General features: G+C 63.3%; 10 protein-coding genes. 7 read left to right on the top strand and 3 right to left on the bottom strand.

What is annotated here, in order from left to right; translation table 11 throughout:
• Positions 1 to 61: 61 nt before the first annotated feature.
• The 6 genes from malF to WMW70_RS20320 all read left to right on the top strand — a co-directional run bounded on the left by malF (position 62) and on the right by WMW70_RS20320 (position 9,344).
• Positions 62 to 1,585, top strand: a complete 1,524-nt coding sequence (gene malF / locus WMW70_RS20345; RefSeq protein WP_341439288.1) for a maltose ABC transporter permease MalF — start codon at positions 62 to 64, stop codon at positions 1,583 to 1,585.
• An 11-nt stretch (positions 1,586 to 1,596) separates the two neighbouring features.
• Positions 1,597 to 2,487, top strand: coding sequence for a maltose ABC transporter permease MalG (gene malG, locus WMW70_RS20340; protein WP_341439287.1), 891 nt, complete (start codon positions 1,597 to 1,599; stop codon positions 2,485 to 2,487).
• A 317-nt stretch (positions 2,488 to 2,804) separates the two neighbouring features.
• Positions 2,805 to 5,549, top strand: coding sequence for an HTH-type transcriptional regulator MalT (gene malT, locus WMW70_RS20335; RefSeq protein ID WP_341439286.1), 2,745 nt, complete (start codon positions 2,805 to 2,807; stop codon positions 5,547 to 5,549).
• A 256-nt stretch (positions 5,550 to 5,805) separates the two neighbouring features.
• Positions 5,806 to 7,434 carry an alpha-glucosidase gene (locus WMW70_RS20330; RefSeq protein WP_341439285.1) on the top strand — a complete coding sequence of 543 codons (1,629 nt, stop codon included), beginning with the start codon at positions 5,806 to 5,808 and terminating at the stop codon, positions 7,432 to 7,434.
• A gap of 74 nt (positions 7,435 to 7,508) precedes the next feature.
• Positions 7,509 to 8,624 (top strand): maltose/maltodextrin ABC transporter ATP-binding protein MalK, encoded by a 1,116-nt coding sequence (gene malK / locus WMW70_RS20325; RefSeq protein ID WP_341439284.1) that lies wholly within the window; start codon positions 7,509 to 7,511, stop codon positions 8,622 to 8,624.
• Positions 8,625 to 8,708: 84 nt separating this feature from the next.
• The gene (locus WMW70_RS20320) at positions 8,709 to 9,344 is read left to right on the top strand and encodes a glutathione S-transferase (RefSeq protein ID WP_341439283.1); all 636 of its coding nucleotides are present in this window, start codon (positions 8,709 to 8,711) and stop codon (positions 9,342 to 9,344) included.
• Between the two features lie 117 nt (positions 9,345 to 9,461).
• Here WMW70_RS20320 and WMW70_RS20315 read toward each other — a convergent pair whose 3' ends face one another.
• Complete coding sequence (locus WMW70_RS20315) at positions 9,462 to 10,196, bottom strand: class I SAM-dependent methyltransferase (protein WP_341439282.1); 735 nt, start codon at positions 10,194 to 10,196, stop codon at positions 9,462 to 9,464.
• A 397-nt stretch (positions 10,197 to 10,593) separates the two neighbouring features.
• On the opposite strand from WMW70_RS20315, the gene WMW70_RS20310 reads away from it, so the two are divergent.
• Complete coding sequence (locus WMW70_RS20310) at positions 10,594 to 10,947, top strand: hypothetical protein (RefSeq protein WP_341439281.1); 354 nt, start codon at positions 10,594 to 10,596, stop codon at positions 10,945 to 10,947.
• A 151-nt stretch (positions 10,948 to 11,098) separates the two neighbouring features.
• On the opposite strand, the gene WMW70_RS20305 is transcribed toward WMW70_RS20310, so the two are convergent.
• Positions 11,099 to 11,404, bottom strand: coding sequence for a hypothetical protein (locus WMW70_RS20305; RefSeq protein WP_341439280.1), 306 nt, complete (start codon positions 11,402 to 11,404; stop codon positions 11,099 to 11,101).
• A gap of 459 nt (positions 11,405 to 11,863) precedes the next feature.
• Positions 11,864 to 12,289, bottom strand: a 426-nt coding sequence (locus WMW70_RS20300; protein ID WP_341439279.1) for a nuclear transport factor 2 family protein, incomplete at its 5' end; no start/stop codon positions are given.

The raw sequence follows: 12,289 nt of genomic DNA, 5'->3' as shown, positions 1-12,289 counted from the left end.
TGCTTGAGGCTATAAAAAGATGTCAGCCCTGGAATTTTCAATTGCTCCGGTCAGCCCTGCCATGACCCGACCATCCGCTTTTGCCTACCTGCGTCAGCCCCTGCGCTGGTCTGTCTGGGGCCTGTTCAACGCCCTGGCGCTGTACCTGGTGGTGGCGCTTTACGCCCAGCAGCAGGTCGCTTTCGCCCTGCTCGGGTTGGTGGTAACCGGTATCGCCAGTTACGTGTTTATCAGCAAGAAGGCCTATGCCCATCGTTATATCTACCCGGCGGTGGCGGGCATGCTGGTGTTTGTGATTTTTCCGCTGCTGTACACGGTGGGCATCGGCTTTACCAACTACAGCGCGACCAATCTGCTGAGTTTCGAACAGGTGCAGCGTTATCACCTGAATCAGACCTACCTGGCCGGCGAGCGCTTCGCCTTCAGCCTGCACCCTGATCAGGACGGCGCACTGCGCCTGCGGGTGGACCAGGGCGAGCAGGGCGTATTTGTTTCGCCGCCGCTGCAGGGCGATCCGCTGCTCAGCGAACCGCTGGAGCTGCTGCCGGAGAGCGCCGTGAGTCTGGCCGAAGCCCTGCCGCTGCGCGAGGTGATCCAGCGCCGCAGCGAGCTGGAACAGTGGGTGCTGCGCGGTACCGATGGCGCGCTGCTGCGCCTCTATGGCCTGCGCGAGGTGGCGGCGGTCAAGCCGCTGTACCGCCTGCTGGAAAACGGCGACCTGCTCAATACCCGCAGCAGTGAACGCCTGGAAGTGGATCGCAGCAGCGGTTTCTATGTCGACAGCCACGGCAGCAAGGTGGCCCCCGGTTTCACCGTGTACGCCGGCTGGAGCAATTTCGCCCGGGTGCTGAGCGAGCCGAGTATCCGCGACCCCTTCCTCGAGATCTTCGTCTGGACCGTGGCCTTCGCCGGCCTCACCGTGCTCTTCACCCTGGCGCTGGGCCTGGTGCTGGCCAGCCTGCTGCAGTGGGATCTGGTGCGCGGCAAGGCGTTCTACCGGGTCATGCTGATCCTGCCTTACGCGGTGCCGGCCTTTATCTCGATCCTGGTATTTCGCGGCCTGTTCAACCAGAACTTCGGAGAGATCAACCTGCTGCTCGACAGCCTGTTCGGCGTGCGCCCGGACTGGTTCAGCGACCCGACCCTGGCGCGCAGCATGATCCTGATCGTCAACACCTGGCTGGGTTATCCCTACATGCTGCTGCTGAGCATGGGCCTGTTGCAGGCGATCCCGCGCGACCTCTATGAAGCCTCGGCGATGGATGGCGCGACGCCTTTGGACAACCTGCTGAAGATCACCCTGCCGCTGCTGATCAAGCCGCTGGCACCGCTGCTGATCGCCAGCTTCGCCTTCAACTTCAACAACTTCGTGCTGATTACCCTGCTGACCCGCGGCGGCCCGGACATCATCGGCGCGACCACCCCGGCCGGCACCACCGACCTGCTGGTGAGCTACACCTACCGCATCGCCTTCCAGGATTCCGGGCAGAACTTCGCCCTGGCGGCGGCCATCGCCACCCTGATCTTCCTGGTGGTCGGCGGCATGGCCTGGCTCAACCTGAAACTGTCGAAAGTCAAAGTCTGAGGAGGCCCGCCATGGCCATGGTGCAACCGCAATCCGTGAAATACCGCCTCTGGCTGACCCACCTCAGTCTGCTTGGCTTCATCGCCCTGATCGTCTTTCCGCTGCTGATGGTGGTGTCGATCAGTTTCCGCGAGGGCAACTTCGCCACCGGTAGTTTGCTGCCGGACCAGCCAACCCTGGAACACTGGTCGCTGGCCCTGGGCATTCCCTACACCCTGGACAACGGCACGCTGCTCAACCCACCGTTCCCGGTGCTGACCTGGCTGTGGAACTCGCTGAAGATCGCCCTGATCAGTTCGCTGCTGATCCTCATGCTGTCGACCACCAGCGCCTACGCCTTCGCGCGCATGCGCTTCGCCGGCAAGGGGCCGATCCTCAAGGGCATGCTGATCTTCCAGATGTTCCCGCCGGTGCTGTCGCTGGTGGCCATCTACGCCCTGTTCGACCAGCTCGGCAAGCACGCCGGCTGGCTCGGGGTGAACAGCCACGGCGCGGTGATAGTCGCCTCGCTCGGCGGCATGGCCCTGCATATCTGGACCATCAAGGGCTATTTCGAGAGCATCGACGCCTCCCTGGAAGAGGCCGCCATCGTCGACGGTGCGACCACCTGGCAGGCCTTCGTGCACATCCTGCTGCCGATGAGCGTACCGATCCTGGCGGTGGTGTTTATCCTCGCCTTTATCACCAGCATCACCGAATACCCGATCGCCTCGGTGCTGTTGATGGATGTGGACAAACTGACCCTGTCGGTCGGTGCCCAGCAGTACCTCTACGAGCAGAACTACCTGTGGGGCGACTTCGCCGCCGCCGCCGTGCTCTCCGGCCTGCCGATCACCGCAGTATTCCTCTACTGCCAGAAGTGGATAGTTGGTGGCCTGACTGCGGGCGGGGTGAAAGGGTAGGGACGGAAATGACGAGGTGCCTGTCGTAGGGTGCGCCGTGCGCACCATGGGATGAACTACGTGGCCATGCTTGCACCACGGATCGTGGCTCTATCGGTGCGCACGGCGCACCCTACAGGGATGAACTCCGTGGCCATTGATTGCGCCCAGGTCGGCTCTATTGGTGTGCACAGCCTGGGCAGCCCCGCGCACCCTACGACCGGCATACCTGCTATCTGGGCATGCCGGTTTTTGCCGTTTATAGCGCAGGCTTGAGCCTGCAAGTTGCGTAAGATCTGCCGCTACCCGATACAAAGACAATTAACGGGAGTGATTGTATGAATGCTGCATTAGCTCAGCCGCTGCCGCTGATTCCGGCCAAGCTCTGTGCGCCGGCCCTGCATCCCGGGCTGCTTGCCCGGCCGCGTTTCGACGAGTGGCTGCAACGCCTACCCCAGGTGCGCCTGGCCGTGCTGCAGGCCCCCAGCGGTTTCGGCAAGACGGTGCTGGCCAGCCAGTGGGCGGCGGCCTTCGCCGGCGCGGTGGCCTGGGTCAACCTGGATGACAAGGACAACAACCCGCGGCAGTTCGGCCGCTACCTGCTCAACGCCTTGCATGCCCGTATCGACGGCGGTTGTGCGCAGAGCCTGGCTCGCGCCGAGCGGGGCGAGGAAGACCTCGACGGCCTGCTCACCCGCCTGCTCGCCGAGTTGCCGGCCGAGCATTCGCCGCTGCTGCTGGTGCTCGACGAGTTCGAGGCGCTGCGCAACCCCGAGCTGATCGCCGCGCTGCGCTTCTTCCTGCGCAACAGCCCGGCCTGGCTGACCCTGCTGGTGTGCAGCCGCGGTCTGCCGGAGCTCGGCGTCGCCGAACTGCGGGTCAAGCGTCAACTGCTGGCGCTGGATGCCGCCCTGCTGGCCTTCGAGCACGACGAGGTGCAGCAACTGCTGGCGCTGGGCCTGCCGATTGCGATCAACCGCGAGCAGGTCGAGCGCCTCAACCGGCGTATCGGCGGCTGGCCCTGCGCCCTGCAACTGGCCCAGCAGGAGGTGCAGACCGGGCGCGGCATGGACCTGTTTCTCGAGAGCCTGCAGCTCGGCCATCCCTATATCCGCGATTACCTGCGCGAGCAGGTGCTTGACGGGCTGGACGCCTCGACCCAGGAATTCCTCCAGGCCACCTGCCTGCTCGAGCGCTTCAGCGCGGCCCTGGCCGACCGTCTGACCGAGAGCTGCAACGGCCGCGAGATGCTCGAGGCACTGGAGCGTGCCGGCCTGTTTATCCAGCCCGTCGACAGCCTGCGCCAGTGGTTCGCCTACCATCCGCTGTTCGCCTGCTTTCTGCAGAACGAGCTGAGTACCCACCAGCCGCAGCGCGTCGCCGAACTGCACCTGCGCGCCGCCGAGGCACTGCTGGGGGAGAAGATGCCGGAGGAGGCGGCGCGCCACGCGGTACTGGCCCGCGATCCGCAGCGCATCACCCAGGTGCTGCTGAGTCACGGTCGGCAGTTCTATCGCCAGGGCCGTCTGGCCCTGCTGCAGCGCTGCCTGGCGATGTTGCCGGAAAGCGCCATCGCCGAGTCGCCGCTGTTCACCCTGCTGCAGGCCTGGGCCTCGCAGAACCAGTATCAGAGCGATCAGGTCGAGCGCTGGCTGCAGGCCGGCGAAGCGGCGCAGAAGGGCCTGCACACCCCCGAGCAGTGGCAGCGCATCGAGGCCGATTTCAAGGCGGTGCGCGCCCAGGTGGCGATCAACCAGGGTGATCTGCAGCGGGCCGTGGCCTTCGCCCGTGAGTCCCTGGCCTTCGAGCCGCTGACCATGCGCACCTCGCGGGTGGCGGCGATGTCGGTGCTGGCCGAGGTGCATTTCGTTCAGGGCGAGTTGCAGCAGGCTCAGCAGCAGCACGAGGAAACCGTGCGCCGCGCGCAGCAGATCGATGCCACTCACCCGGTGCTGTGGAGCCTCGGCCAGTTATCGGAGATCGCCATCGCCCAGGGCCATCTGCAGAAGGCCTACAACCTGCAGGAGCGGGCATTGCAGTACATCGAGCAGGAACAGCTGCCGGTGACCCCGATCATGGAGTTTATCCACCGCGTGCGTGGCCAGGTGCTGCTCGAATGGCACCACCTGGATGCGGTGGAGCAGTGCGCCCTGCAGGGCCTGGAGATCCTCGATGCGGTGGGCGACCACTGGTTTCTGCAGTGCTATGTGCTGCTCGCCCGGGTCGCCCACGCCCGCGGCCAGCAGAGCGTGTGCGCCGACTATATCGGCAAGATCCAGAGCCTGCTGGCCGGCGACAACTACCATATCGACTGGCTGGCCAATGCCCATGCGGTGATGCTCACCTACTGGGACTCGACCCAGGACAAGGACAGCATCCAGCAGTGGCTGAGCACCGCGCCGCCGCTCAAGCCCGGGGCCAATCACTTCGCCCAGGGCAATGCGCGCAACCATGTGCGCGCCTACCTGGCGTTGAACCAGAGTGAGCGTGCGTTGCCGATCCTGCGCCAGTTGCAGGTGGATGCCGAGCGCCACCAGCTGGTGATGGACCAGAACCGCAACCATATCCTCCAGGCCCAGCTGTTCTGGCAGCGCGAGGAGCGCCAGGCGGCCCTCGACCATTTGCACCAGGCCCTGCGCCTGGCCAGCAGCACCGGGGTGATCGGCAGCTTCCTGCGCATCGGCAAACCGCTGATCGCGATGCTCAAGGGCCTGCAGCACGAACGCCAGCTCGACGAGCTGGAAAGCCAGCGCGCCGACCGCCTGATCCAGCTGGCCCAGCAGCAGCGCGATTTCAGCCGGGCGATCCGCATCACCCTCGACGAAGCGGTGATCCAGGACATCATCAACCGCCCCGACGTGCCCGAGCTGATTCGCCATTCGCCGCTGACCCGGCGCGAATGGCAGGTGCTCAGCCTGATCCACGCCGGGCTGTCCAACGAACAGATCTCCGAGCACCTCAACGTTGCCCCGACCACCATCAAGACCCATATCCGCAGCCTCTACCAGAAGCTCGCCATCACCCAGCGCAGCGAGGCGGTACAGCTGGCGCGCAGTTTGTTGAGCAAGATTCAGGGCGAGTAGGGCGGCGCACCCAACTCGGTCCGCTGTGTAGGGTGCGCCGTGCGCACCATCGGGATTGGCGTTGGCGCTTCTTTTTGTGCCGTGCCCGGGTTGTGGTGTCGCAGTCATTGGTGCGCACAGCGCACCCTACGGGGCAAAACTCCTCCCCCTCGGCGCACGCCAGCTACGCCCGCAAAAAGCCCGGCGGGGAGGATGTGACGGGCGTCATGCTTGCCTAGAGTGAAGCCGTCATCACGAACATATAAGGCATTGATGTATGGCTGTTATCCGCAAGGACTGGTGGCGCGGTGGCGTCATCTATCAGGTTTACCCGCGCAGTTTCTTCGACAGCAACGACGACGGTGTCGGCGATCTGCCCGGCGTGCTGCAAAAGCTCGACTACATCGCCAGCCTGAATGTCGATGCCATCTGGCTGTCGCCGTTCTTCACCTCGCCGATGAAGGATTTCGGCTACGACGTCAGCGACTACCGCGGAGTCGATCCGCTGTTCGGTACTCTGGATGATTTCCAGACGCTGGTCGCCGCCGCCCACAAGCGGGGCCTGCGCATCATCATCGATCAGGTGCTCAACCACTGCTCGGATCAGCATGAGTGGTTCAAGGAGAGCCGTACCAGCCGCGACAACCCCAAGGCCGACTGGTTTGTCTGGGCCGAACCCAACCCGGACGGCACGCCGCCGAACAACTGGCTGTCGGTGTTCGGCGGTTCCGCCTGGAGCTGGGACGGCCGGCGCAAGCAGTACTACCTGCACAACTTCCTGGCCAGCCAGCCGGACCTGAACTTCCATTGCGAGGCGGTGCAGCAGCAGTTGCTCGACGACATGCGCTTCTGGCTCGAACTGGGGGTCGACGGCTTCCGCCTGGATGCGGCCAACTTCTACTTCCATGACCAGCAGCTGCGCAGCAATCCGCCGAACCCGGATATCCGCGAAGGTGGCATCGGTGTGCGCGCCGACAACCCCTACGCCTACCAGCGCCATGTGTACGACAAGACCCAGCCGGAAAACCTTTCCTTCCTACGCCGTCTGCGCGCGCTGATGGAGGCGTATCCGGGCACGGCCACGGTGGCGGAAATCGGCTGCGACAACTCCCTGCGCACCATGGCCGCCTACACCGGCGGCGGCAACACCCTGCATATGGCCTATTCCTTTGACCTGCTGACCGCGCAGTGCAGCCCGGCCTTTATCCGCCATACGGTGGAGAATATCGAGCGCGAACTGGGCGACGGCTGGCCCTGCTGGTCGGTGGGCAACCACGACGTGGTGCGGGTGATCAGCCGCTGGGCGCTGGCCGGTGAAGAAAGCCCGGCGCGCGCGCGCATGCTGATGGCCCTGCTGCTGTCGCTGCGCGGCAGCGTCTGCCTGTACCAGGGCGAGGAGCTGGGCCTGGGCGAAGCCGAGCTGGCCTATGAAGACCTGGTCGACCCCTATGGCATCCGCTTCTGGCCGGACTTCAAGGGCCGCGATGGCTGCCGCACGCCGATGCCCTGGACCCGCGAGGGCGACTATGCCGGCTTCTCCGCGCAACAGCCCTGGTTGCCGCTGGCCGAGAGTCATCGAGCGCTGGCGGTTGATGTGCAGGAGCAGGATCCACAGTCGATGCTCAACAGCTACCGACAATTTCTCGCCTGGCGTCAGCAGCAGCCGCTGTTGATCGAGGGCTCTATCACCATGCGCTATCACGACGACGGCCTGCTGGTGTTCGAGCGCCGCCTGGGCGAGCAAGCCTGGCTGTGTCTGTTCAATATGAGTGCCGCGCCGCGCCGTTACGACCTGCCGCTGATGGTCGAACCCCTGGAAGGGGTGCCGGCCAGCGCCGCCGAGTTTCTCGGCAGCTGGGTAAACTTGCCGGCTCACGGCTTAGGTTTCGCCCGCCTGCTGGGGTGATGGCTCCTACACGTTTATAAAGGGTTCCGGCCTGGTCGATGCTATTCGGCCAGGCCCTGTTCGAGAGAAATCATATGGCTAGTCTCACCCTGCGCAATATCTGCAAGAGCTACGACGGCACCGCGATTACCCGCGATATCAACCTGGACATCGAGGACGGCGAGTTCGTGGTCTTTGTCGGTCCGTCCGGTTGCGGCAAGTCGACCCTGCTGCGGCTGATCGCGGGCCTGGAAGACATCAGTTCCGGCGACCTGCTGATCGATGGTCAGCGGGTCAACGAGCTGCCGCCGATGGACAGGTCGGTGGGCATGGTGTTCCAGTCCTACGCGCTTTATCCGCATATGACGGTGGCCGAGAACATGGCCTTCGGCCTCAAGCTGGCCAAGGTCGACAAGGGCGTGATCCAGCGCAAGGTCGCCGAGGTGTCACGCATTCTGCAGCTCGACAAGCTGCTCGAACGCCGGCCCAAGGACCTCTCCGGTGGCCAACGTCAGCGCGTGGCCATCGGCCGTACCCTGGTGCGCGAGCCCAAGGTGTTCCTGTTCGACGAGCCGCTGTCGAACCTCGATGCCTCCCTGCGGGTGCAGATGCGCATCGAGATCTCGCGCCTGCATCAGCGCCTCAAGGCCACCATGGTCTACGTCACCCACGACCAGGTCGAAGCCATGACCATGGCCGACAAGATCGTGGTGCTCAACGCCGGCGAAATCGTCCAGATCGGCCAGCCGCTGCAGCTCTACCATTATCCGCAGAGCCAGTTCGTCGCCGGCTTCCTCGGCTCGCCGCAGATGAACTTCCTCAAGGTCAGGGCACTCAGTGCCAGCAGCGAGGCGGTGGAGATCGAGATGCCCGGCGGTTACCGCATGCCGGTACTGGTCGACGGCAGCGCCGTGGAAGTCGGCGAGGAGATGACCCTGGGCGTGCGGCCGGAGCACTTCGTTGGCCCCGAGCAGGCCGATTTCGCCTTCCACGGCGAGATCGCCGTGGCAGAGCGCCTGGGCGATCACAACCTGATCTACCTGACCCTGGAAGGGGTCGATGAGATGGTCACGGTGCGTGGCGACGGCAACCTGCGGGTCGCGGTCGGGCAGACCTTCGCCGCCGGCCTGATGGCCAGCAAATGCCACCTGTTCCGCGCCAACGGCCAGGCCTGCCCACGGCATTACCGCGAGCCGGCGATCTACGGCTGAGACCAGGGGCATCGAGCATGGTGCGCAAGGCATACCTTGCGCGCTAAGCTGCGTCACTCATCGTCCTGCGCGCAAGGAGCCGCCATGCAGCTGATTGGAATGCTCGACTCACCCTACGTCCGCCGTGTGGCGATCTCCCTGCAGTTGCTTGAGCTGCGCTTCGAGCACCGGGCGCTCTCGGTGTTCAGCACCTTCGATGAGTTTCAGCGGATCAACCCGCTGGTCAAGGCACCGACGCTGATCTGCGACGACGGCACCGTGCTGATGGACTCCGGGTTGATTCTCGACTACGCCGAAATCCTGGCCGCTCCCCGAAGCCTGATGCCAAGTGGGCTGGCGGACAGAGTGCGGGCGCTGCGCATCATCGGCCTGGCGCTGGCCGCCTGCGAGAAAAGCGTGCAGGTGGTCTACGAGCACAATCTGCGACCGCAGGAGAAGCTGCACCAGCCCTGGCTGGATCGGGTGGTCGGCCAGCTGCGGGCGGCCTGCCAGGCGTTGCAGGATGAGTGGGCGGGGCGGGTGCCTGAGTTGAGCGAAGCGTCTATCGACCAGGCCGCAGTGACCACCGCGGTGGCCTGGCAGTTCGCGGTGCAGATGCTGCCCGAGCTGATCGAGCCGGCGCAGTATCCGGCGCTGGCCGAGCTTTCAGCCCGCGCCGAACGCCTGCCGTCCTTTTGCGCCGCGCCCCATGGTATCGGCACCTGCAGCGCCTCGGCCTGATCGTCAGCAAGGCCGGCGGCGCTCTTAAGGCGGATTGCGCGCCCATGCTTTACCCGTAGGGTGTGCTGCGCGCACCAGTGCTCGTTGCCCGGCGGTGCAGCCTACGCCAGCGACCGCCTATATCGACTGCGTTCTGTCGCAGGGGCGGGAGATACCGGGTGTCAGCGTGCAAAACCACCCATGCATCAACCCCGCCTGAAAGAACTGCACCGGGGCCTCGAAGCCGGCCGCCTGGATAAGGCCGGCGACCTGCTGCGCCGGCAGGATCGCCACATCGCGGGCGTAGGCGGCACGGGCTCGCTGCAGTGCTTCCGGCGGCACGCCGGCAGAGGACATCAGCGTCATCCAGCTACGTAGCAGCGCCTCGTAGGCAGGTGATTCGACGTCTGAGGCGAGATCGGCGTTTGCCAGTATTGCGCCCGGCTCAAGCCGGCGGGCGATCTCATGGAAGAAGGCGATGCGGGCCTGCGGTTCGAGCAGGAACTGAGACACCAGAAAACAGGTAGCGCCGTCGTGGCTGGGCTCGGCGGGCAGGGTGTCGAGGTAGCCTTGGTGAAAATTGCAACGCGGGAGGAAACCACCCTCTGTCGCCCGCTGGCGGCAGATGTCGAGCATGGCAGCCGAGGGGTCGACAGCGGTGAAATGCCAGCCGGGGAAGCGCTCGGCCAGGTGGGCCAGTTCCGCGCCGGTGCCCACACCGACGCAGAGTATCCGGGCATTTTCCGGCAAGCCGGCGAAGAGGGAGTCGAGCAGCAAATACAGGGCGTCGCGAATGGGTGCCATCCCCGCCCATTGCTTGTCGTAGCCGGCGGCCTGCTGGTCGAACAAGTCCTTGAGTTCTTCATTGCGCATGGAGCACCTTCCTTTCGTGATGGGGCACGCCGCGCTGGCCGCGGCGCTCTATCCAGTATCCCAGGGCTGTCAAGCCCCCCGGGGCCAACAACAGAGGGGCGGCGCGATAGATAAGAATGCTCCCGCCTTGAGGAGAAGGGGCTGTCTGGCACCCGCACGGCGACGAACTGCAGGTATTCGTTAGCACCTGCTCGGTAGCTAGTTTTTCACCGGTGCTGCGGGTTATGTGGGGGGCTAGATGTGAGGGTTTTAAAAACCATTCGACGGTATAAAAGACTCTAATTGCTGTGGTTTTAAATACCCTTATAAATCTATCCTATTGATTAATATCAATAATATTTTGGCATGCTTTCTGATGGTTACTGAGTCAACCTCTTAACCTAACAAGGATCATGTCATGCGAAAGATCATTACTCTGTGCGCCGTAGCCGCACTGCTGAACAGCCCTTTGAGTCATGCCGAGCAGATACTGTCGGCGCAAAGCGATACGTTGGTCGGCGGGGGTTATAGCGGCCTAACCGGCTTTATGCTCGGCGCTGCGACCGGTGGCCCAGTGGGGGCTTTGGTGGGGGCAGGCCTTGGTTACCTGGCCGGCAGTCAGGCACAGGAAGCGCTGGGGCTGGAACAGACGCTCTATGTAATCAAGGATGACAGTGGCCAGACCCGGCGTGTGCGCTCCTCAGAGGCGCGTTTTATCGAGGGGCAGCAAGTGTCTGTACAGGGTTCGCGGATCACGACATCAGCGCCTTAAGCCGCGGCAGACATGCTGCTTGAACGGCGGGTACTGCGTTGTTGCCTTATGACGCCCAAGTTGTACCGCACATGGCTTTGGGCTGCTGGCCAAAGCCATGTTTTGCCTGCATGGGTAGCTCGCTAAACATGTGCCTGTGATGCGCGCGCTGTCAGTCGCTGTGCGGCAGTCGCACCAGGGTTACCAGCACAATGGCTTCCACTTTACTGTGCAATGCGTGTTCGACACCCTCGGCCACGTACATCAATTGATGTTCCTGAAGGGTTTGCCAAACGCCATCAGCCTGCACCTCAACACTGCCCCGCAGGCACTGAATTGTCAGCGGGCCGGCCACAGCGTGCGCGGGTATTTGCTTGCCGCCTTCCATGACCAAGCGCATCACTTCCAGGCGTGGTGCGCAGACCAGGGCTTGGGAAATTTGCACCGCAGTAGGCGTGGCAGGCAGCAGCTCAAGCATCTCTCCTGATGTTGCGTGTCTTAAGGCCATTAGCTTGATCTCCACAATGAGCGGGGTTCGACGATAACACTGTCGTGCATATCCGCTGGTTGCCACTGCGTCGGTACCCGGCTAAAGAAGCCAATCGACTCTGACCCCAATTACCTTACAGAGCTGTAAAGCCCACCAGGCTTGGAGGCAGGGCTCCCACAGGCCCACAGCAGAGGGGCGGTGCGATGGATGAGGGTGCTGCTTAGATAAGGCGCTTGCTGTTCGGGGTGGCAGCCACCGGGAACCAATCTGGCCGAGCGCTGAACATTGCGCTGAGCTCGACAGGCAGAAAGCGGCCAGAAGCGGTCATAGAGTGTCTGCAAAAGCTAGGGCGATTCAGTGTGTGTTAACAAAAAGCGGAATAGTGGTAATGGACATTTGCACAAAAAACCTGATCCTTTACATGTAAAGGATCAGGTTTAGTATGACTTACAGGCCCAGTTCAGTCAGACCTGGGTGATCATCAGGGCGGCGACCCAGTGGCCAGAAGAACTTACGCTCGCTTTCCTTGATCGGCATGTCGTTGACGCAGGCGAAGCGGCGATGCATCAAACCATCTGCTTCAAACTCCCAGTTTTCGTTGCCGTAGGAACGGAACCAGTTACCCGAATCATCGTGCCATTCGTAGGCGTAACGGACGGCGATGCGATTGTCGGTGAAGGCCCAGAGTTCTTTAATCAAACGGTAATCCAGCTCCTTTTTCCATTTGCGAGTGAGGAAACCTTTGGCTTCTTCGCGATTGGTAGCGAATTCGGCGCGGTTACGCCATTTGGTGTCCAGCGTATAGGCAAGCGAAACTTTTTCTGGATCTCGGCTGTTCCAGCCATCCTCAGCGAGTCGAACTTTTTCAATCGC

It is taken from the genome of Pseudomonas sp. XK-1, from assembly GCF_038069885.1.
Lineage (GTDB): Bacteria > Pseudomonadota > Gammaproteobacteria > Pseudomonadales > Pseudomonadaceae > Aquipseudomonas.
Note: the sequence above shows the minus strand (reverse complement) of the source record. Positions and strands in the feature narration are given on the sequence as shown.

Coding starts and splice junctions, on each gene's coding strand:
- malF (WP_341439288.1), top strand. CDS start 62: ATGACCCGACCATCCGCTTTTGCCTACCTGCGTCAGCCCCTGCGCTGG.
- malG (WP_341439287.1), top strand. CDS start 1,597: ATGGCCATGGTGCAACCGCAATCCGTGAAATACCGCCTCTGGCTGACC.
- malT (WP_341439286.1), top strand. CDS start 2,805: ATGAATGCTGCATTAGCTCAGCCGCTGCCGCTGATTCCGGCCAAGCTC.
- WMW70_RS20330 (WP_341439285.1), top strand. CDS start 5,806: ATGGCTGTTATCCGCAAGGACTGGTGGCGCGGTGGCGTCATCTATCAG.
- malK (WP_341439284.1), top strand. CDS start 7,509: ATGGCTAGTCTCACCCTGCGCAATATCTGCAAGAGCTACGACGGCACC.
- WMW70_RS20320 (WP_341439283.1), top strand. CDS start 8,709: ATGCAGCTGATTGGAATGCTCGACTCACCCTACGTCCGCCGTGTGGCG.
- WMW70_RS20315 (WP_341439282.1), bottom strand. CDS start 10,196: ATGCGCAATGAAGAACTCAAGGACTTGTTCGACCAGCAGGCCGCCGGC.
- WMW70_RS20310 (WP_341439281.1), top strand. CDS start 10,594: ATGCGAAAGATCATTACTCTGTGCGCCGTAGCCGCACTGCTGAACAGC.
- WMW70_RS20305 (WP_341439280.1), bottom strand. CDS start 11,404: ATGCTTGAGCTGCTGCCTGCCACGCCTACTGCGGTGCAAATTTCCCAA.